At 45.2% G+C, this 22,384-nt stretch carries 14 protein-coding genes; 10 read left to right on the plus strand and 4 right to left on the minus strand.

All coding sequences use genetic code 11. The annotated features are described in order from the left end of the window. Positions 1-407: 407 nt before the first annotated feature. Positions 408-2,864 carry a beta-mannosidase gene (locus tag ACKLNH_RS18365; RefSeq protein ID WP_413113715.1) on the minus strand — a complete coding sequence of 819 codons (2,457 nt, stop codon included), beginning with the start codon at positions 2,862-2,864 and terminating at the stop codon, positions 408-410. A 394-nt stretch (positions 2,865-3,258) separates the two neighbouring features. On the opposite strand from ACKLNH_RS18365, the gene ACKLNH_RS18370 reads away from it, so the two are divergent. The 3 genes from ACKLNH_RS18370 to ACKLNH_RS18380 all read left to right on the plus strand — a co-directional run bounded on the left by ACKLNH_RS18370 (position 3,259) and on the right by ACKLNH_RS18380 (position 6,411). Continuing rightward, positions 3,259-4,323: a porin gene (locus ACKLNH_RS18370; protein ID WP_413113716.1), complete on the plus strand. Its 1,065-nt coding sequence runs from the start codon at positions 3,259-3,261 to the stop codon at positions 4,321-4,323. A 203-nt stretch (positions 4,324-4,526) separates the two neighbouring features. Continuing rightward, positions 4,527-5,318: a MurR/RpiR family transcriptional regulator gene (locus ACKLNH_RS18375; RefSeq protein ID WP_413113717.1), complete on the plus strand. Its 792-nt coding sequence runs from the start codon at positions 4,527-4,529 to the stop codon at positions 5,316-5,318. Positions 5,319-5,517: 199 nt separating this feature from the next. Next, positions 5,518-6,411, plus strand: a complete 894-nt coding sequence (locus ACKLNH_RS18380) for an ROK family protein (RefSeq protein WP_413113718.1) — start codon at positions 5,518-5,520, stop codon at positions 6,409-6,411. A gap of 187 nt (positions 6,412-6,598) precedes the next feature. Here ACKLNH_RS18380 and ACKLNH_RS18385 read toward each other — a convergent pair whose 3' ends face one another. Further along, positions 6,599-7,504: a helix-turn-helix domain-containing protein gene (locus ACKLNH_RS18385; protein ID WP_413113719.1), complete on the minus strand. Its 906-nt coding sequence runs from the start codon at positions 7,502-7,504 to the stop codon at positions 6,599-6,601. Positions 7,505-7,803: 299 nt separating this feature from the next. Between ACKLNH_RS18385 and ACKLNH_RS18390 the strand changes: the two genes are divergently transcribed. The 5 genes from ACKLNH_RS18390 to ACKLNH_RS18410 all read left to right on the plus strand — a co-directional run bounded on the left by ACKLNH_RS18390 (position 7,804) and on the right by ACKLNH_RS18410 (position 16,368). After that, complete coding sequence (locus ACKLNH_RS18390) at positions 7,804-9,759, plus strand: fructose-specific PTS transporter subunit EIIC (protein WP_413113720.1); 1,956 nt, start codon at positions 7,804-7,806, stop codon at positions 9,757-9,759. A gap of 22 nt (positions 9,760-9,781) precedes the next feature. Further along, positions 9,782-12,439 (plus strand): glycoside hydrolase family 38 N-terminal domain-containing protein, encoded by a 2,658-nt coding sequence (locus tag ACKLNH_RS18395; RefSeq protein WP_413113721.1) that lies wholly within the window; start codon positions 9,782-9,784, stop codon positions 12,437-12,439. Positions 12,440-12,526: 87 nt separating this feature from the next. Continuing rightward, positions 12,527-14,479: a family 20 glycosylhydrolase gene (locus ACKLNH_RS18400; RefSeq protein WP_413113722.1), complete on the plus strand. Its 1,953-nt coding sequence runs from the start codon at positions 12,527-12,529 to the stop codon at positions 14,477-14,479. Between the two features lie 320 nt (positions 14,480-14,799). Continuing rightward, positions 14,800-16,008, plus strand: coding sequence for a multidrug effflux MFS transporter (locus ACKLNH_RS18405; RefSeq protein WP_413113723.1), 1,209 nt, complete (start codon positions 14,800-14,802; stop codon positions 16,006-16,008). 9 nt (positions 16,009-16,017) lie between these two features. Further along, on the plus strand, positions 16,018-16,368 hold the full coding sequence (locus ACKLNH_RS18410) for a DUF2799 domain-containing protein (protein ID WP_413113724.1): 351 nt from the start codon (positions 16,018-16,020) through the stop codon (positions 16,366-16,368). 70 nt (positions 16,369-16,438) lie between these two features. Here ACKLNH_RS18410 and dapD read toward each other — a convergent pair whose 3' ends face one another. Continuing rightward, on the minus strand, positions 16,439-17,470 hold the full coding sequence (gene dapD / locus ACKLNH_RS18415) for a 2,3,4,5-tetrahydropyridine-2,6-dicarboxylate N-succinyltransferase (protein WP_413113725.1): 1,032 nt from the start codon (positions 17,468-17,470) through the stop codon (positions 16,439-16,441). A gap of 184 nt (positions 17,471-17,654) precedes the next feature. Beyond that, entirely contained in the window at positions 17,655-17,939 is a 285-nt protein-coding gene (locus ACKLNH_RS18420; RefSeq protein ID WP_413113726.1) for a YebG family protein, read from the minus strand. A gap of 79 nt (positions 17,940-18,018) precedes the next feature. Here ACKLNH_RS18420 and ACKLNH_RS18425 point away from each other — a divergent pair, with 79 nt between their 5' ends. Next, a complete protein-coding gene (locus ACKLNH_RS18425; RefSeq protein WP_413113727.1) occupies positions 18,019-18,705 on the plus strand; it encodes a DNA-3-methyladenine glycosylase I in 687 nt (228 codons plus the stop codon). Between the two features lie 123 nt (positions 18,706-18,828). Next, positions 18,829-22,194 carry an exodeoxyribonuclease V subunit gamma gene (gene recC, locus ACKLNH_RS18430; protein WP_413113728.1) on the plus strand — a complete coding sequence of 1,122 codons (3,366 nt, stop codon included), beginning with the start codon at positions 18,829-18,831 and terminating at the stop codon, positions 22,192-22,194. The last annotated feature ends 190 nt before the right edge of the window (positions 22,195-22,384 follow it).

Raw genomic sequence — 22,384 nt, forward strand, 5'->3', positions numbered from 1 at the left:
GGGTCGCGCTGGGCTTTTGAGAGTAGGGAGTCCCGTCCGCTCCGCCACTTATCAAGAAGCCCTGTCAGCAATGACAGGGCTTTTTTGTATTTGGATATCGTGATAGCTCAGTTGGTTAGCCTATTTGCCTTGAAGACAGCGGCCTGTCACGCGGCCGTAGGCATTCGGGGTTCGAGTCCCGTCCGCTCTGCCACTTATTAAGAAGCCCTGTCAGCGTACATGAGTAGCATTGGGCATTGGCATTTAAGGTATTTCGTGGGTGGGTGATAGCAAGAGCCCTATTGTGGACAATAACTCAGGCTATTTGGTTAGCAAGCATCAAAAACTGCGAGCAAAAAAAACGCCGAGAAATTATCATCGGCGTTAAACATTACGTTGTCAGCTATTGAAATGTCGCAGTCGACGGTTTAGTAAGTACTGCGCAGGTCATAAATAGTGATACCTGACTGCAACGCATCAGAAGATGCATCACCAATGTATTTTACTTTACGTTTTGAACCACTGATGCTTTTCGGCAGAAGGGTAAAGCTAGAATCATCAAAACGCCCTTCACCATCAAATTCAACATGGACAAAATGCGCAGGTTTATCACAATCCAACTCGATATAGTGTTGGCCTTCTTCAGTGATAATGTTCCATTCAATTTTGCTCTTCTGAATGTCAGCATGCTTGTATAGTGCAGGATAGAATGTATTTTCTAACACTTGTTCTTGGTCATTTAGCTCTACATGGAGGAAGTAATCCGTTTGCGGGCTACTCTTATCCAATGCAAGAGTCCAAGGCTGTGCCACTCCATCAGCTGTCAACGTGGTTTCAATTGGCCAAGACTCGATCACCGTGCCATCCCAACCAATTTTTTTCACAACGCCTGACAGCGCCACTGAACGATGTTGGTCGTTGACCAAGTGCAAGGTAACCACATCATTCTCTTCGATGAAGGTAGCCAATTGTGGAGCGAAGAAGCGTTTTGCATGGTAGTGCAGTTGCTTCCAGCGACCTGTATACTCAATGCTTGACCAAGAGCTCACCGGCCAGCAATCATTTAGCTGCCAATAAAGAATACCACGACAGTGATTTTTATAGGCTCTCCAGTATTCACTGGCTGTTTTAATGGCGAGTGCTTGCTGAACTTGGCTGAGATAAAGCATGTTGTCAAAGTTGTTCGGGAAGCGGAAATAGCGGGTAAACATCTCAGTAATAATGCTGTTACCGCGGCCATTCTTCTGATGCTGTTCAAACGTTGGCGATGTAACGTTCCAATCACTCTCTTCAGCGTACGTTTTTACAGTTGGCAGAGATGGCCAAGATTGATAACCAAACTCTGAGCAGAATCGCGGCTTCACACTGTAGTAAGCATCAAGCGATTTACCTGAATGCCAAACGTCCCAGAAGTGCATGTCGCCACAGTTATCATCATGCCATGCATCGCCAAAGTCTAATTCACCATTACATGGTGAGCTTGCCCAGAAGCGACGCGTTGGATCTTCTTGTTCTACCACACGTGCAAGCATGAAGTTTAATCGGTCATAGTTAACGACATACTTTTCGCGGTTTGTTTTAGATTCAGGATACCAACCGATGGCACCGATCACTTCATTATCACCACACCACAAAGCAAGTGACGGGTGATCAGATAAGCGGCGTACCTGATCAATGACTTCTAACTCAACATCTTTCATGAACTCTTTTGTTGAAGGATAAAGAGCACACGCAAACATCAGGTCTTGCCAAACCATTAAACCGAGTTCATCACATAACTCATAGAAGATGTCATGTTCATACATTCCACCACCCCAGACACGAATCATGTTCATGTTAGCAGCCTTCGCGTCTTCTAGTAGGCGACGATAGCTTTCTGGTGTATGGGATGAAGGAAGTGCATCCAATGGAATCCAGTTTGCCCCTTTTGCCATGATGGCTTGGTCGTTAACCACAAAGGTCATCGCGCTACCGATCTCATCAGAAGAGGTGTCTAGCTCAAGTTTACGCAAACCGATCTTTTTAGTGATCTGATGTTGGTTTAGCGTCACATTGAGCGGATAAAGATGGGCATCACCGTAGCCAGCAGGCCACCAACGCTGAGGGTTGGCAACATGAATGGTAAAGTTTGCACTTTGTGCGCCTAGTTGGCTCATGTTAACCGATAGGTGATGAATCTGGTTATCAAACTCAATCTCAATGGTGCTAGGTGCTTCACTACAAGCGGTTACGTCATAATCAACATTAACATCAAGGTCGCAGCTACCATCTTCTTTCCAGTGTTGCACGGTGTGAACACGGTTTAAACGGGTCTGATGGATTGGTTCTAAAACAATCGATTGATAGATACCACTGACGAGCAAACAAATTCCCCAGTCCCATCCAGCGTGACATTGGGTTTTACGCAGGGTATTCATATGCGGAATTTGATTGTTGCCCACTGCCCATGGCACAGGGAAGGGGAGGCGTTTGGCGCGCGCTGCTGCTTCTACATCCGCACGCTTTAACTCTATCCGAATGTTATTTTGCCCTGGTTTCAGGTAAGGCAAAACATTGACGCTATAACGTCTGAACATGTTACTACAGCTTACAACGTGGTGACCATTAATCGTAAACTCGGCAAGAGTGTCAACAAATTCTAGCTTTAAATCAATGGACTGAGCACTGAGCAAATCAGCTTCAATGTTAAAGTCTCTTTCTAAATGCCATTCACTCTCACCAACCCACTGAACATCGCGTTCATTGCAGCCGAGGTAAGGGTTCTCTAGTAGTTCAGCGCTGATTAACGCTGAGTGTACGTCACCTGGTAATGCGCAAGAAATATTGATATTTGGGTGCTGTGGTGATGTCAGCAGCCAATTACCATCAAGTAACAAAGTGGACACGAAGAACTCCTTGGGTGGGTTTTGTTTAATCTGAACAATAAATGGTTAATATTCTATTAAATATTTATTGCCATATAAAGTGGAGATAGGTTCTATATACTGGAGATACGTATAATATGCATTGAGGTTAAATATACAGTATGTTGAGACATTAATACTCATCATATTAATTCAGTGTTGAGAAACTTGAAGAAGATCATGTTTTTCTTTCTGTTGTCTCTTTGTGCTACAAAAAGGATAAATATCCAATATTCACGTAGTCCTAAGTCCAGATATTATTCAGGAACCATCAAGGCAGACTTAGTAACGCTAAATTAACATTTTCTGATTAGAGATATGTTTCTGATATTGCATTGTCTGTCTCTTTTATTTATTAGTTTTAATAGGATGCCCTATGAAAGTTAAGTATTGTGCTGCAATGTGTGCGGCTGCTTTGCTATCCTCAGCAGTAACAGCAAATGACAATGTTGAAGTTTATGGTCAAGTTGCAATTTCTATGTATAGCCTTGCTGAAGATGGCAAAGATACTGTAAATCGTCTGGACAATGAGTCACGAGTCGGTTTTCGAGGCACTGCAGAGTTAGAGCGCGCACCTACGCTTGTTTGGCAGATTGAAGGGAATAATGTTGGAACAGGTGAGAATAGTGGTGATGGTCAACTAGGTCTACGTGATACCTTTGGCGGTTTCGAAGATGAGAGCTGGGGGCGTGTGCGCTTTGGTCGCTTCCTAACGCCAGCATATGCAATTATTGATTGGCCTTATTCAAACCCAGGTCTAGGTAACGTATTCGATTGGGGTAGTGATATAGCGGGTGGTGCTTATTATGATCGTCAGGCTGATCAAATCAGTTGGGATAGCCCGAACTGGAATGGTTTTAACATGGTATTGGCAGCAGGACGTGGTAACAATCTAGAAAATTCAAGCAGTAACTTCTACGGGGCTTCTGCACACTATCGTGTTGGCACATTGCAACTTCATGCGGGGTACGAATACGGTACTGAGCGTCGGGTTGAGATGCAAGATGTTGTATCAGAGTCACTAATGACGGCTAACTCTGACTACCAAACTTATATTGCTGGCTTCGAAGTCGCGCTTGATCATGGTATTGGGCTATTTGGTGCGTATAAAGTCATGACGGCGGATTACGCTGATCATGATAATGGTGGTGCAGATGCCGGCACTATCGAAGGTGCGATTGGTCAGAAACAAGATCAAACAGCGTATTCTATTGGTGCAACGTATGACATTGGTCATTGGCATTTAAAAGTGGGTTACTCAGCAAACAGTGATCTAGAAATTGATAGCCGTAAGGTGGGTGGAACAGCAGATAGCGTTCTATCTGGTCAAGCGATTTATTTCTTGGATGATTCAGCGTTAGTATACTTCCGTGCGAAAACAATGGAACTTAATGACACAGACTTTAAAGAAGTACGTCTAGGTATCGAATACTACTTCTAAGTTAGATAGATTGATAATTCACAGTGTGTGTATAAAAGGGTGAGCTATTGGCTCACCCTTTGAGCAATACGACGCTGAAATGTGCATGGAGGTTGAGATTTATCATCAAGCAGAGAAATGATTATACAACATTGAAATGAAATTATTTTCATTGTAGATTATCTTTAGGTGTAATTCTTTGGCTGGGAAAGAAGCGGGTAGATATGAATAAAGATTTCAGGTTGTTATTTGAGTATGCTCGTCTCAAATTTACTTATACTGATCAAAAAATTGCAGATTACTTTCTTGCTCTAAATCCGACCAAGAATATAGAAGAACTGGCTGCAGAAATTGGTGTGTCAACCGCCTCTATTACCCGTTTTTGTAAAAAAATTGGTCTAAATAATTTCAAAGAATTTCTCTACTTATATCAAAATCAACTGGACTCTGATCACCCTGAGTTTAGTGAAACGCGCACATTGCAAAGTGAATATTTTGAACTGTTACAGCAGTTTGATCAAAGGCTGAATCAAAATGATGTTGATGCCTTTTGTGAGTTGATCAATAAACATCGAGTCATTTACGTTTTTGGTTTGGGGTACAGTGCTTTTGCTGCTCATGATCTTAAGTTTCGATTAACCCGTCTAGGGAAGTGCATAGAGATCGTTCACGATAACGATTCAATAGAAATGATCAGTTCCATTTTAGGTGAAGGTGAGCTGGTACTGTTGCTTTCCTTAAAAGGGAATAATACCAGAATGCTTCACTCAGCAGAAAAGCTGAAAGCGAAAGGTGTTCAATTATTGTGTATTACGGCAAATGAAAAATCACGATTGTTAGACTACGTGGATAAATCATTGTTAACAGTGACCCTTAAAGGGGAAGAATCTACCGGGATGATTTCCGGGCAGTTACCTATGCTGATTGCATTCGATCACATCTATTTCCGTTATGTGTCTTTGTATCGTGATTCAATTCAGAAGTGGGTTAAAACAGAGCAAAGTTTTGAAGAGTAAAATTTAAATTATTAAATTTGGTTCCAGCGGTAGTAAACAAATATATATGTTTATTATCGCAGCAAGTGCTTGCTGTGTGTTAGGGCTATTAACTCGAGAGGCACTTAATTACACTTTATATTCCCGTATGACGTCACGCAGGTTGGGTCGTTATTCTTGATTCTAAGTTAGTTTATATAGAAATGTATGAGATGAAATTATGCTAGTAGGCTTTGATATTGGCGGTACAAAAATAGAGGTTCAGGTGTTATCGGCACAAGGTGAGGTGCTATATAAGTTGCGCCACCCAACGCCCGATAGCTATGATGCTTTCGTGCAAAAGATAGCTGACATGGTCAAAGACGTCGACAGTGAGCTAGGTCATTTTAGTGCGATTGGAATTGGGCTTCCTGGTGCAATCTGCCCAATGAGTGGCAAGATGAAAAATGCGAATTGTACGTTTCTAAATGGTCGCGATGTTGTTGGTGATTTATGCCAAGCAACGGGAAAAACGGTGAAAATAGCCAATGATGCGAACTGTTTTGCGCTTTCTGAAGCAGTGGATGGTGCCGGATCTGGCGGTAGTGTTGTATTTGGTGCCATTGTTGGCACAGGCTGTGGTGGTGGCATTGTGGTTAACCAAAATATCATCAGTGGTGCCAATGCGATTACCGGTGAGTGGGGCCATAACCCTCTACCAGGCTATAACTCTGATGTTGACGGTGATATCGGCCAGTGTTATTGCGGTAGAACAAATTGCATAGAGCAATATATCTCTGGAACCGGATTTGCAGCCCAATACAATCATAAATACCAAGCGAATTTGAACTCTCAGCAAATTATGGCTTTGGTTGATGCGGGAGATGAGCAGGCGGTTGCAGCATATCAATTGATGCTGGATCAAATGGCGAGAAGTTTTGCTTCAATTAGTAATATTCTTGATCCAGATGTCATCGTGCTCGGCGGTGGTATGTCAAATGTTGAACGCCTATATAAAGATCTACCAATGGCGATGAGTAAATATATATTCTCAAACGAACCAGTAGTAACGGTTAGAAGTGCCGTTTATGGTGATAGCAGTGGCGTACGAGGCGCTGCTTGGTTAAATAGATAACTTATCTAACGATTATCAGTTTCTCCCTCTCGTGACGAAGGGGGAACTGATACCCATCCACGATGTTATTCGTTTGTTGTATTAAGCCCTTTCCCAAAATTAACAATGCATGACGGAATAGCAAACAACTCGGTAAGAGAATATCAAACTCTATGCGCTGGGTTTTATCTTGTTGAACGAGTTAACTTTATGCTGCAAGCCCTGCCCTGAATTGAGATGGGGTTACGCCAATCTTTTGTTTGAATAGGCGACAAAAGTAGTTGCTGTCTGCAAAGCCACACGCTTGGGATATCTGTTTGATTCTTTGATGGTTCATTTCTAGCAGACGTTGCGCGTTTTCCATTCTTTTATGACAGAGGTAATCCTTAAAGCTGGTTTTTCCCTGTTGCTGGAAAATGTGCGATAGGTAATTGGGGGAGATATAGAATACCCGTGCCACCTCATCTCGATTTAATGACTGGTTATAGTTCTCGTTAATGTATTTCGTAATCTTATGAAACAATTCTTCCTGACGGCTAGGGATCTTATCTGGCACGTTTTCCATTATCATAAGGTGGCTCAGCAACGAGCGTAAAACTAAGCTTATGGTGTGAGTGTCAGCATTGGCACTTCCGAGTTCTTGTAGTACATGAATTAGCCCATTGCCAATGGCCTGATGACGGCGGACCGAAGGTCGTTTATAGACATCAGAAAAACCGTTGCCATTCCAAGTATGCAAGCTAAATCCCACTTTGTGAGGCGCGATATTGATACTGAGTAGTGTGACAGCCTCCCCCCATTGTGGCTGACTCCAGCTCATGCCAGGAAGGTATAGGACATCGCCGGCGTTAAAGCGATGTAATTGGCTTTGGTGTTCGCCAATGGAATACAGAATATCAATACTTCCGGCCAACACGATGTCAATACGTGGCAAATCAAGCTGCCATGCTTTGGGAGGAGGAGTGTGACTAGTGGTTGCCAAATTAATTGCACTGATCGCACTCTGGTCTTCAACGAGCAGAGATAAATGGTGGGTAATGGGATCAGCTTGATAGATTGGATCAAGGTTCTGAGACTGATTATTAACCGTTGCTGATAGCAAATTTAAGCTCATTATTGGCGTCTTCTCAATTGTTTCAGGTAATTAGAGTCAAAATATGACGGCTAGGCTGAAAATATTTACAGTGGATATCGTGAAAATATTTTCATGGTATCGATCCTAATATGTCACTAGTGGCATACTTAATGGGTTGTAATCATCGTGTAGGGGGATTTATATAGGTATGACAGGCAAGTTTCTATGAAAAAATTTACCACATTGTGAGAATTGGTGGTTGTGTCACATATTTTTCCTGAAAATATTTACATAATGACGCCCGAATTGACGTAGTAAGATTTATGGAGCTTCAATTAATGACAATTAATGTAGTAGCGGTAACAGGCTGTGCAGCGGGAATCGCGCACACTTACATGGCCGCCAAGGCGTTGGAAGATGCTGGTAAAGAGCATGGCTTCAATATTAAAGTTGAAACCAATGGTTCAATTGGTCCTGAGAATGTTCTAACAGAAGAAGAGATTGCGAATGCCGATGTTGTGGTACTAGCGTCTGATGTTGAAGTTGAGAAAGCACGTTTTGCGGGTAAGAAAATTTATGTCACCCGACCAAAAGTTGCGATGAAAGATGCAAAAGCATTGATTGATATTGCGATGAAAGAAGGTACGGTTTTTGGTGGTAAAGGTACTGAGGTGGGTAACATCACTTTAGGCAAGACATCTGAAAATGGCTTTATCCAGCACGTGATGAGCGGTATCTCTTACATGGTACCGATGGTTATCTCGGCGGGTTTGTTGCTGGCGATTGCTAACATTTTTGCCTTCCAACGTGATGATCTTGGTCGTCTCGTTGCATGGGGCTTTGACCAAAGCACGTTCTTTGGCGATTTGATGTTCCATCTATTCAAGGTTGGTCAAGTCGGCTTCCTTCTGATGATCCCACTGTTTGCGGGCTTCGTTGCTAACTCTATTGCTTCTAAACCTGCTATTGCACCAGCAATGATTGGTGCTTATATCGCGAACGATGCGAGTTTCCTTGGTACTGATACGGGGGGGGGCTTTCTGTCAGCTATCCTAGTAGCGTTCATTGCTGGTTACACGGTTCGTTATTTGAAGATGGTACCTTGGCCTAAGATTTGTAAGCCACTGTTGCCAATCATGATTATTCCATTGATTGCCACTTTCATTATTACCATTATCGTTAAATACATGATCGGCACACCTATCGCAGCAGGTATGGGGGCATTGTATGAATGGTTAACGTGGATGACCACTAACTATTCATCATCAACCTTCATTATCGGTGCCATTATCGGTGCGATGATTGGTTTTGACTTCGGCGGACCTGTTAACAAAACGGCGTTGATCTTTGGTACTGCAGTATGGACTGATACCGTTGCTCGATACGGTATTGAAGGGGCTAACTTTGTTCCGGGTACCGCTGCACAGGCTGCTATCTCGGTAGCACCACTAGGTATTTTCCTAGCGTCGAAACTGTTCAAAAATAAGTTCACTGAAACAGAAAAAATCTCTGCCGACTCTGCATTTGGTATGGGCATTGTTGGTGTGACTGAAGGAGCCATTCCATTCGCAGCAGCTAACCCAGTGCAAATGATCACCGCGAGTGTTGCTGGTTCTGCGTTAGCGGGTGGCTTGGTTGGCTTCTTCGATGTTAAGTTCTACGGTGGTATCGGTTCTCCATTAGGTACCTTTGTTGGTTATATCGAACAGCCTATCCCGTTTGTTACTTGGATCTTATGTACCATGTCAGGTATTACGCTAACAGCGCTAATCATTGGCCTATGGCGTAAGCCAATAACCCAAAACGACGGCGCTGGTTCTACGGTTGCAGATCTTGGTCAAGTAGCTTCAAAAGAAGTTTTCAAACCAGAACACGTACTAATGGATACAACGTCTAAGTCAAAAGACGAAGCGATTGCATTCATTGCTAAAGAAGCATACAAGCTGGGCTATGTCTCTTCAGAGAAAGAGTATGCCAAAGGTCTAAAAGCACGTGAGAAGCAATCAAGCACTGGCTTTAAAGATGGTATGGCGATTCCACACTGCAAAACCAAAGCAGCAAAAAATGCGGGTGTATTTGTAGTTCGCTTCAGTAACCCAATTGATTGGGAAACTATGGATGATCAACCAGTAAAAACCGCCGTTGCATTGAGCATTCCTGCTGAGGGTGATACGAAGAGTGTTGAGATCTTGACCAAACTAACCCGTAGCATGATGGATGACCAATTCCGCGAGACATTGAGTCATAAAGACAGTGATAAAGTTGATTTAACTATCGCAGCTGCGATTGCTTAAGTTGACAGGAAAGTACGAAATTATGCAAAAAGTATTTCATGTCATTCCTCATACCCACTGGGATTATGAGTGGTATTTTTCAGCGCACGAGTCATTGATCCAACTGGTCTATCATATGGATGAGGTGATGTCAGCGCTGGAGAATGGTGACAATGACACCTACTTACTGGATGGTCAACTGAGCATCATTGAGGATTACCTTCAGCAATGTCCAGAGCAGCTTGAGCGTGTTCAGGCCTTGGTTCAACAAGGCAAATTGAAGATTGGTCCTTGGTATACGCAGGCGGATCAGCTGATTATCAGTGGTGAATCGATTGTACGTAACCTTCAAACAGGTATTCGCCTAGCTGAAGAGCTAGGCCCTGTGATGGCTATCGGCTATGTGCCCGATGCCTTCGGACAAAGTATTGACATGCCAAAGATCTACCAAGGTGTTGGCATTGATAAAACGGTCTTCTGGCGTGGTCTTTCTACTGATGTTTGCGCGGCTCGTGAGTTTAACTGGCAAAGCGAAGATGGTAGCCAAGTATTAGCTTATAACATTAAGAATGGCTATTTTGTCGGCTCGCATGTTATGTATTCGGATGATCCAACGCCGTTATGCCAACAGGCTGAAGACGGCTCTCTAGCGGCAAACATTGCTATTCCGCTGGGTGGTGATCAACGTTTTGTTGATAAAGAGCTGAAGTCACGCCTTGATATTAGCAATGCATCGAACAGAGACTATCACCTGATTGAAAGTAGTTACGATAAACTTTTTGCTGATATTGCCGCTGAAAATCTTGATCTGCAGACGATTACTGGCGAGTTGATCGATGGTCAAGTCTCGAAAATTCACCGTTCAATCTACTCTTCTCGTTACGATCATAAGTATCTTAACGATAAGGTAGAGCGACGTCTCTCTTACCAGTTAGAGCCATTAATGGTGATGGCGGGTGCGGAAGGTATCGAGACAAAACCAACCTTGTTAAACAATATCTGGAAAACCATTCTGCGCAACCATGCTCATGATAGTGCTGGTGGTTGTAATACAGATAAAACCAACAAGATCATTTTGTCGCGCTTTGAAGAAGCGGATCAGACATCAGATTCCGCGGTGGACTATTTAGTCAGAAAAATGGCTGAATCACAACCAACGGCAGAGCAGGGTGGTATTGACGGGCGTGTTACCTTGTTTAACACCTTGCCATATACACGACATGCATTGATCAAGACAACGATATCGACCACAGCACCAAGCTTCACGCTATTGGACCTGAATGGTCAAGCGATCAAGGTGGATGTGTTATCTTCACAACGCGTTTATCGTGGCAGCATTCAGCGTGACGAATCGATGAATGATCCTTCACTCTATTATTACCAGAGTGACGTTGAGTTTTATTATTCGCTGCCAGCATCGGGCCATACCAGCCTGCAGTTGATCGAGTGTGATAATGAGGCTGAAACGACAGCTGTTGCTTGCGATAACATCGAGATTGAAAACGACACGTATCGCTTAAGCTTTGAGCAGGGACAATTTGTGCTGCTTGATAAAGCGCGTAATCGTGTATGGGATAACTGTATTAACCTTCTCGATATGGGTGATGATGGCGATACCTATGATTACTCTCCTCCGGCGAATGATTGGCTAATCCAACTGGATTGGCGTCAAGCGACCATGAAGGTGGTGAAGCAAGGTTTCTCAGAGTCAATCATGATTGAAGGTGTGTGGTCATTACCTGAAGATCTGGCAGAGCGAGCAAAACAGCAATGCACAGCGTCTATGGGATATACGATTACCCTTCGTCTGCAGCACACTGCATCGGGTAGTGAGTCAGTATTGCCATTGACGATTGATGCTCAGTTTGACAACCAAGTCAAAGATCACCGTGTGCAATTGGTCGTTACGGCGCCATTTGAAACCACAACGAACTGGTCTGATACGCCGTTTGGGGTTGTTGAGCGTGATAACGTGCCTGCGCGTCTGCTTGATTGGCGTGAAAAGGGCTGGAAAGAAGAACCTAGTCCGATCTACCCAATGTTGCACCTTGCTAACATGCACGATCAATCATGTAGCCTTACCTTGTTAACCAAAGGCATTAAGGAATATGAAGTTAGAGCAAATAACCAAATTGCTCTGACGCTGTTCCGTAGCGTCGGTTGGTTAGGTAAGCCTGACTTGATCCGTCGCCCTGGTATCGCATCAGGCCAACAGTTTAAGTATATTCCAACACCGGATAGCCAGCTGTTGGGTGCGCTACACTGTGAATGCGCCTTAGTTATTGAAGATACCTTCAACCCTGCGCGCGTACAAAAGGTATGGCAGGAGTATGCGATCGAGGCGTTGGTCTATCAAAATCAATCACTGAATCAGTTTACCAATACGTTGAAGTATTTTGTGATGCACCCTCTGACCACTGAGGTTGCCGATCATGGTACGGGTATTGCGCTTGATAGTGTGGATTTGGTCGTGAGTGCAATTAAACCTGCGGATAATGGTGAAGGTACGCTAGTTCGTCTCTACAATCCAAGCAGTGAAGCTGTTGCTGCGGCTGGCTATCTTCAGGTAGCTACTGCGCATACCTCGATTACTGAAGTTAATCTGCTGGAACAGCCGATTGCGGACGCACAACCTTTCAATGGTCAGTATGGACTTGGGCTATTTAAGCCGAAACAGATCCGTAGCTTTATCTTGAAGTAAGGTATTGCAGTAAGGCCGCCCCAAGAGGAGTAGGTGTTTGCCTGCTCCTCTATTTGTAATTTTGATTATTTTGAAAGAGACACTGCAATGCGTCTACGTTTAGAACACCACTTGATTGCTAACGGTGAAACTGGCAGTCGTCTGTCTATCACCCTGACAAATCAAAGTGACAGCATCTTAGATGATTGGCATCTTGACTTTAGTTGTATTCGCCGTATAGCGGCTAACTCCCTAACATGTGGGAGTATTGCACAGGAAGGCACGCTGTACCGACTTACTCCCCCTGAGTCATTCAGCGTGCTTAAACCTGGGCAACTGTTTTATGCCGAGTTTGAGATTACTCTTCCTCACTTAACTTTGCAGGGGCATGGTATTACTGAAGCTGCAGTGGTGATTGAACAGACGATGTACAACGTTGACGTGGTACCGCTGCAGTTTTGTGACAACTTGCCTTTTCGCAAGCAGAGAAGTGACGTGATCAGTGCTAGTGCCGCGTCGATCGCGATTATTCCGCAGCCAGCAACGCTGAGCCAGCAGCCTGGTACGTTTAGCCTTGATCGTACCTGCCATATCCAATGTGATGTGTTATTGGCTGACGCGGCGTGTTCGTGGTTTAAGGATGAGCTGTTTGAGCGTCACCAGCTGACTATTGCTAATAGTAATGCCTTCAATTGTCGCAGAAGCATCGCTTTTCGATTGGGCGATCAGTCTCAAACGGGTAGCTATCAACTTGATGTGACCGCCGAGCAGGTGCTGATTCGTGCCAGTGACGAGCGTGGTTTCTTTGCAGCGGTAGCCAGTTTATTGCAACTGGTTCCACTGAGTTCTGACACGCATGAGGCATTTTCCTTGCCTTGCGTCGCGATCCAAGATGCGCCGAGAATGGACTATCGCGGCATGATGTTGGATTGTGTGCGTCATTTTCACTCGGTAGACAAAGTTAAGCAGCTCATTAATCAATTGGCGCGATTAAAGTTCAACACCTTCCATTGGCATTTGACAGATGATGAAGGGTGGCGAATTGAAATTAACGCCTACCCGGCATTAACCAACATTGGTGCATGGCGTGGTCCGCATGAGGTTTTACCTGCGCAATATAGCCATCTTACCGAGCGTTACGGTGGCTTTTATACGCAGCAAGAGATCCGAGAGGTGGTTGCCTATGCATCAGCACGTGGCATCACGGTGATTCCAGAAATTGATATTCCGGGTCACTCGCGCGCAGCGATTAAAGCGTTGCCTGAGTTGCTTCACGATGCTGATGACCGCTCTGACTATACGAGCGTGCAACACTTTCATGATAACGTGCTCTCGCCAGCATTGGATGGAACCTACACTTTCCTTCGCACCGTCCTTGATGAGGTGTGCGAGCTTTTTCCTGCACCTTATGTCCATATGGGCGCCGATGAAGTGCCAGAAGGAGTATGGCGTAAGAGTCCACGCTGTCAGACGTTGATGTCCGAGTTAAAATATACGGATCCGAAAGAGCTGCAAGGCCATTTGCTGCGTTTTGTTGAGCAATATTTGGCGCAAAAGGGCCGTCGAATGTTGGGTTGGGAAGAAGTGGTGCATGGCGACAAGGTGAGTACCGATACCGTAGTTTACTCATGGCAGAGTGAGCAAGCTGCATTGGAGTGTATCGAGAAAGGTCATGATGTGGTACTTCAGCCGGGTCAATCACTCTATCTTGATATGGTGCAAAGCGATAGCGTTGATGAGCCGGGCCTAAACTGGGCGGCGATACTGCCGCTTGAAAAGGTCTACCATTATGATCCGTTAGCCAATATTCCAATTGAGAAACAGCACAAAGTGTTAGGCGTGCAGGTTGCCTTGTGGTCTGAAACAGTGGTCGATGAGGCAACGTTTGATTATTTACTTTATCCACGGCTATTTGCGGCCGCAGAAGTTGCATGGTCTGAATCACGCCAGTGGTATCAATTTTTACATAAATTGAACAATCATTTGTTTGAGCTTGATAAGCTTGGCATCGCTTACTGCCGTAATGATGTTAACAGTGGAATCAATCAGCTTGCCAGTTAAATCAACGCTGCTTTGACGATAGAATAAGAGTTGACCCCCCCCTGTGTCATTACTCTATTCATTTGTTGGTTCGCTCTGTTTTTATAATGAGTGGCAACAAGTTATTGTTGAACTGTGTTAAAGGCTAGGCGCTGCATGGCTTTGCTGCTTAATATAATATGATGCATGGCACCCTTCGTGGTGCCATTTTTTTTGCTCCAAGAGGATGAGCTATCAGCATACCTATTTGGGGTTTATTTCCCATCGGGAACGAATCTCGTAACAATAAATCCGCACACAAAAGCACTAATCAGAGGATAATAGTCGGTAGGAGGCGAATCATGCCAGAAAAGTTCTATTGGCGCCCAGTATTATTGGCGTGTCTTATTGTTAGTATTGGTCAATTAAGCGTTGGCTTACTCTTTCCTTCTTTGCCTTGGATTGCCAGTGATTTTCACCTTACTGCAGAACAGGTGCAGCGGTTAATCTCTTTTTATTTATTGGGCTTTGGACCTTCTCAATTATTGTATGGCCCGATCTCAGATGCTGTTGGGCGTAGGCCTATGTTGTTATCCGGATTGGGGTTAGCGATGTTGGGGTTGAGTGTTTCTGTCTATGGTGCCAATCAGTTTGAGTGGCTATTATGGGGGCGCTTTATTCAGGGCCTTGGAGCAGGGTGTTGTGCTGTGCTAGCAAGGGCTTCATTGCGAGATAGCTATGCCCCTAATCACTTGCCGCAAGCATTAACCTGGTTGGCTGTTGTCGCGTCATTTTCACCTATCGTAGCACCTGTCATTGGCGGCTTCGTTAACCACCATTTTGGTTGGTTTAGTGTGTTTGTCTTGCTGCTTAGTTATATCGCCTTAGTTTGGTTGATTTTGATGTTGCTGTTCAAAGAGACGCTTTCAGAGCGTCGAGCGGTGCCTTCTCTGCGACAGGTTCTCTCTGACTATAAGCAGCTCATCGTGTCGCCGTATTTTATTAGTTTTGCGGGTATTGGCTGGTTTAATTACAGCTTAGTGGTGGTTGCCATCTCCTTAATGCCTTTTGTTATGCAAGTGCAAATCGGGATGACATCGGACGAATATGCACTTTGGGCACTACTCCCTGCTTGGGGGCTCTTGGTGGGTGGAATGATCTGTAATCGGTTACGTCCACGTATTGGAACAGAGCGAATGTTAAAAATTGCGCCTTTTATCCAATTGTCGGCTGGTGTCTGGTTAGTATTAGCGCCGTTAACGCCAGTAGCAATGATGATTGGGCAATTTATTATGGTGGTAGGTAATGGTATCGCGTTTCCTTGTGCGCAATCTCAATTGCTGCTGCCATTTAAGAAAAATGCCGGTGCCGCTGCTGCGTTATCAGGGGCTTGCCAAATGGTTTTTGCATCACTGCTTAGCATGACGTTGATGTCTTTCGGCATTAGTCAGGCGTGGCATATGGGAGTACTGATTATGCTGGCAAGTTTGATCAGCTCTATGCTAATAAGGTTAGGGTTTCGCTCGCTAAAAGGAGGCAATGACGTTGTTGCATGCATGAGCGGGCAATAGGAGGTACTGATGAAGCCTATAAAATTAATGCTACTTTCTTTAGTGCTTGTCGGTGGCTGTAGTGCTCCATATGTTGCGGAGTACGCGGAGAATCAGCAATGGCAAGCGCTGGGTGAGCAAGATGCGGTGAACGGATACTGGGAGCGTGACTTGTCATCATTTGATGGTTATTCCGCACAGGCAAAAGAGGCGTACTTGGTCGGCTATCAAATGGGAAAATCCGCCTATTGTCAGCCTGAACAGGCATGGAGTCTCGGTAGGTTGGGGAGACCGTATCGCGGTATTTGCCAAGACTTAGCGCATGGTTGGAGTTTTCAGCAAGATTATAATGCTGGACGTGAGCGTTGGTTACAATGGTAGAAACGCAAGACAAATAAAAGCCAGATCTTGATTGGCAAGACTCTGGCTTTTTGCGAGCGTTTACTCACAATTAGTTATTGCTGTGCAGCTCGCTATTTAACTCAACCGCTGATTTGTTGGTTAAGCACTCGATTTGTCCCGTCATTGAGTTACGACGGAATAGAAGATCAGGCTTACCAGCAAGATCGCGTGCTTTCACGTATTCAACTTCTTTGCCGTCAGCGTCAAGCATACGCACTTTGGAACCAGCCGTTACATACAGGCCAGATTCGATGGTACAGCGATCCCCCATAGGGAAGCCAAGACCAGCGTTAGCGCCAAGTAGGCTGTTTTCGCCGATAGAGACAACCACTTTACCGCCACCAGATAGGGTGCCCATAATAGAAGCACCGCCACCAATGTCAGAGCCGTTACCCACCATGACACCTGCAGAGATACGCCCTTCAACCATGCTAACGCCAGTTGTACCCGCATTAAAGTTGATAAAGCCTTCATGCATTACAGTGGTACCTTCACCCACGTGTGCACCAAGGCGAACTCGAGATGTATCAGCAATACGTACGCCAGTTGGAACAATGTAGTCGACCATTTTCGGGAACTTGTCAACACAATCAACGGTAAGGCTTTCCCCTTTTAGACGTGCTTCCATTTGGCGTTCTGCGAGTTCTGGCAAATCGATTGGACCTTGGTTCGTCCAAGCAATGTTGTGCAGTAGGCCAAAGATACCGTCTAACACGATGCCGTGTGGTTTCGCCATACGATGAGAGATAAGTTGCAGCTTTAGAAAAGCCTCTGCAACCGAAGTCGGTTTTTCATCTGTTGCTAATAATACGATAACCAGCGGTTGGTCACTATTGGTTGCTTTTGTTGCAAATAGCGCAGCTTGGTGTTCGTCAACAGCCTCAAAAGCACTGGCTAGTGCGATCATTTGTGAAGCATTAACCTCAACAGTTTGGTTGCCACCGTTGTAGTCAGCAATTTCAGAAATGGCTTTAACAAGCGTATCGCTAGGATTTAGGATTGGCGCAGGGAAGAAAGCTTCGATGATTTTATCATCACGGTTTTTTGTTGCGGTGCCCAACGCAAGAGCAAAGCTAGCCATGTATGTTGTCTCCATTCAAAAATGTTAATGCGCACACAGACGCGATTCCAAAAAAGTGTTTAGCCATAATAAAGACAGAGTCGATTAGAGTGAAGCCTTTATCGATAATTTTGAAAAAATAACAAATTTTATTAAAGGAGAACATAAAGCCCACGAAATGGGCTTTATGTACTAGAGGAAAGAATTACGCTGCGTCTTCAACCACTTCAGGCTTGGTTGCTTTCTTTTTTGGTGTTGCTTTTCGCTTGGCACCTAGCGCATCAAGAACATCTTCACGGTTCTCGGCTAAGAATAGCGCTAGTTCTTCACGTTTCTCTTCGTTCTCAATGAGATCACTTTTCTCGATAACGGCGAATAAGGCATCAGCCATATCTAGCATTTTGTCATATGCATCGGCTTCAGCTTTAGATGTGAACGTCATCTTTTCTTCTCCGTTTCGCTCTACCACGTATTTAATGATAACAGCCATGGGCAAGTCTCCAAGTTGATTTACTGACTTTTTATACAGTACCATGAAGATGGTGTCTAGTCAGGAGGAGAAAAACGCGATGACTCAAGAAAAATTTAGCACAATTTTTCAACGGGCTGCTGAAAGGAAGGGGGGAGAAGACGCACTGCTTCGCCAATTATCGCCGCCCTTAACGTCGGAGCAGTTACTGGCAGTAACCGATGATCGTTGGTTGGCGGCTTTGAGCCAGAAAGTTTTCCAATCGGGCCTTAGCTGGCAGGTAGTACGAAATAAATGGCCGGGTTTCGAAGAGGTATTTTGGGGCTTTGATATTGAGAAGCTGTTAATGATGCCGGATGATATGTGGGAGAGAAAAGCGCAAGATACGCGGATTATCCGCCACTTTCGCAAGGTGAAAACCATTAAAGCCAATGCCGAGATGATCTATCACCTGCAGCGCGAGCATGGCAGTTTTAGTGCTTTTGTGGCGAATTGGCCCAGCGACAATATTATTGGACTTTGGGGTATTCTCAAACAAACGGGCCAACGCTTAGGCGGCAATACGGGTCCGTATACGTTACGTATTATGGGCAAAGAGACCTTTCTCTTGACCCGCGATGTGGAGGATTATCTGCGTCATACTGGGGTGATAACGGGTGGTTTGCACACTAAACGTAGCCACGCGGCAGCACAGGGAGCGTTTAATCACTGGCAGCAGGAGAGTGGTTTAAGTCTCACAGAAATTAGCCAAATTGTTGCTTTTAGCGTCGGTGAAAACCGCCTCTAATCTGTTATGGTCGACGATAACGCCGATTGTGTTGTTTTGATGGGTAGGAATGTTATTCATACTAGACAGGCGAGGGCGATTCACTGACAATTCAGCCACTAACCGAACAAACTGGGAGCCGATGTGTTTACCGTTTACCATTCCAATCAACTTGATATTTTAAAGTCATTGCTTGTTGAGCTGATTCGCCGTGAACCGCTAAGCAATCCTTTGCAAGCGGAATGCATTTTGGTGCAAAGTCCAGGTATGTCGCAATGGCTTAAATTGGCGCTTGCTCAAGAGCAAGGCATTGCTGCCAATCTGCATTTCCCGCTGCCAGCGACGTTTATTTGGCAGCTTTTTATTGATGTTCTGGGGGATGTTCCGTCGCGGAGTGCATTCAATAAGGATGCCATGACATGGAAATTGGTTGGTCTGTTACCTGAAATGTTAACTCAAGCTGAATTTGCGCCCTTAGCCGCGTACTTAGCGGAAGATAACGATGGGTATAAACGTTATCAATTGGCCGCAAAAATTGCCGATATATTCGACCAGTATTTGGTTTATCGACCAGAGTGGATTGCCGCTTGGGAAGAGGGGCGAGATGTGGATCTGCATGAAGGGCAGCATCCATGGCAGCCACTGTTATGGCGTGCGCTCTATCAACAAACACTGGCGTTGGGTCAATCTCATTACCATCGTGGAAACCTGTATCAGCAGCTGATTGAAACGTTAAGCCAGTGTGCAGAGTCCGGCGCTTTGCCCGCATCATTGCCGCCACGCCTGTTTGTTTTTGGCATCTCCGCCCTTCCGCCCCGTTATTTGGATGCACTGGAAGCTCTGGGTGAGCATATCGATGTGCATTTGATGTTCACTAACCCTTGCCGGCACTATTGGGGAGATATTCGCGATCAGCGTTTTATCGACAAAATGGCAAAACGTTTCCACCGTCAGATCATTTGGTTAGATGACCATAGTGAAATGGCTGGTGAGAAAAGTACCTTGAAAGGGCAGCCAGAAGATAACCTCGAAGAGGCGCATCACCTTAACCCACTGGGTAATAGTTTACTAGCCTCTATGGGTAAACTAGGACGGGATAACTTATGTTTACTGGCTGAAAAGGAGGCGGTTGAAATTGATGCGTTTGTAGAGATAGAGCGCACTGGCTTACTGCAGCATATTCAGGCTGATATTTTAGAGTTAGAAGACCGCAACAGTGAAACACTTTATCTCGATAGCCAACATAAAATCGGCTTAGCCAGTGATGACCGCAGTTTAACCATTCATGCTTGCCATAGCGCAATGCGAGAAGTTGAAGTGTTGCATGATCAATTGCTTGCTCAACTGGATGCTGACCACAACTTACATGCCCGTGATATTGTTGTAATGGTCTCTGATATTAATCGGTATAGTCCAGCCATCCAGTCTGTGTTTGGTAATGCCAGTGCAGAGCGTTACATTCCATTCTCGATTTCCGATCGCAGCGCAGATACCGAGAACCCAATCCTGTTGGCTTTCCATCATATTCTAGCACTACCTCGACTGCGTTGTACCGCGTCGGAATTGCAGACGTTGCTCGAAGTGCCCGCCGTGATGCGCCGCTTTGCTATCGAAGAGAAAGACCTTCCACAACTGGCTCAATGGTTAGAAGAGTGTGGTGTGCGTTGGGGCTTGGATGCGCATACTGCAGAAGAGTTTGCTTTGCCAAGCCAGCACGCAAACACATGGTTATTTGGCTTGCAACGCATGGTGTTAGGTTATGCCATGCCATCTGAGATGGGGTTATTTCAGGGACAGATGGCCTACGACGAAGTACAAGGGCTGAATGCTGAATTGGCGGGTAAGCTGGGCATGTTTGTGGAAACGGTGATTGGTTTGCGCCGTGCATTAAGTCAGCCACAACCCCCTCATGACTGGCTGCACCTGATTAATCAAGTTCTAGATTCAATGTTTGTTTTCGATCTAGATGATGAGCGAGTTATCGCCCTGATCCGCGACAAAACAGAGCAACTGCTAACCCAGCTAGAAGATGCTGCCTACCTTGATGAAATCAGCCCTGCCATTGTGACTAGTTACTATAAACAAGCCCTGAACAATGAACGTGTTTCACAACGATTTTTGGCGGGGCAGGTTAATTTCTGCACCTTAATGCCGATGCGCTCGATTCCGTTTAAAGTGGTTTGCCTACTAGGCATGAATGAAGGCAGCTATCCACGCAGTACCGCGCCAGAAGGGTTTGACTTAATGAATGCCGACCCGCGCCGCGGCGATCGCTCGCGGCGAGATGATGATCGCTATCTGTTTTTAGAAGCGCTGTTATCGGCACAGCAATGTCTCTATATCAGCTATATTGGACGTTCGATTCAAGACAATACCGAGAAAATGCCTTCGTTGTTAGTGACGGAACTGCTGGAATATTGTGAACAGGGCTATTGTCTTGAAGGGCAGCAATCCTTAGACCCAACCGAATCTTCGCGTATGCTGCAGCGACACCTTATTCAAGCTCATCCTATGGTGCCATATAGTCCAGCGGCTTTTGCGGGGGACGCACCAAGCTTTGCTAAGGAGTGGTTGCCTGTGGCAAAAGGAAGTACAGGGGAAGGCACAGTATTTGACCAACAGCCATTACCCGTATTTGAGCTGCCGATAGAACCGATAGCATTGCCAGAATTGCTGCGATTTTGGCGTTTACCTGTTCAGTACTTTTTCAATCGACGTTTAAAAGTGTGGTTTGGTCAGGATGTCACCGAGAACAACGATGATGAACCGTTTGCTTTTGAAGCCTTGGAGCGTTATCAGATGCGTGCGAGTTTGCTGGAGTGGGCGATTTTACACGGCGATGATGAGGCTACATTAGCCAATTTTCGAGCTCAACAGCAAGCGGCGGGTCGACTGCCACATGCGGCATTTGGTGCGTTGACATTAACCGATATTGAGCGTGATGTGTTGCCATTGGCGCGACGAATTCGTGCGTTATCGCATTGTCCAGAGATGGATGTGGAAGTGCGACTGTCTGATGAGAGTGGATTTAAGTTACAAGGGTGGTTGAAACAGATCTACCCCAGCGCCATGATCCGCTATCGTCCCGGCAACTGGCGCAGCGTGGATCTGCTGGCGACGTGGTTAGAGCACTTGTGTCTGAACGCAATGGGGCATGCTAAACCGAGCTGGTTTATTGCGATGGATGCGGAGCTGCATTTTGCGCCACTGCCATCAAGTACCGCGATGTCGCTGTTGCAACCTTACTTTTGTGGTCTGCAAGACGGCATGAATCAGCCAATGGTCTATTTCCCTAAAACAGCATTGGCAGGGTTAAATGATCCGGAAAAAGCAGCCAGTAAAATGCAGACGGCTTTCGAGTCAGGTTTTGTGCCTGGAGAAGGGAGTGACCCATATATCCAGCGTGTATGGCCTAACTGGGAGAGTGTGCCGTTAGAGATGTTAGAAAGCCTCGCGCAACAGTACTTAAAGCCTGCATTAGATTGGGTGGTAATTGAGAAGAGAGAGTAGTGTGGTCGCCGACAATATATTGTTTTATGTAGGGGTTTTTGTCTGACGACCACCGGCCAGAGGTGACCTGTTTCTGGATTGGTACTCTACTGAAGGCGGCACGAAGAAACCGTGAATCACTTCTCATCTTGATAGATAGATAGATAGTTATTAGACACTGATGACGCTATTTTCAGGGTAGATCACAAAA

Origin of the sequence: Thaumasiovibrio clandestinus (genome assembly GCF_047250365.1) — a bacterium.
GTDB lineage: Bacteria > Pseudomonadota > Gammaproteobacteria > Enterobacterales > Vibrionaceae > Thaumasiovibrio.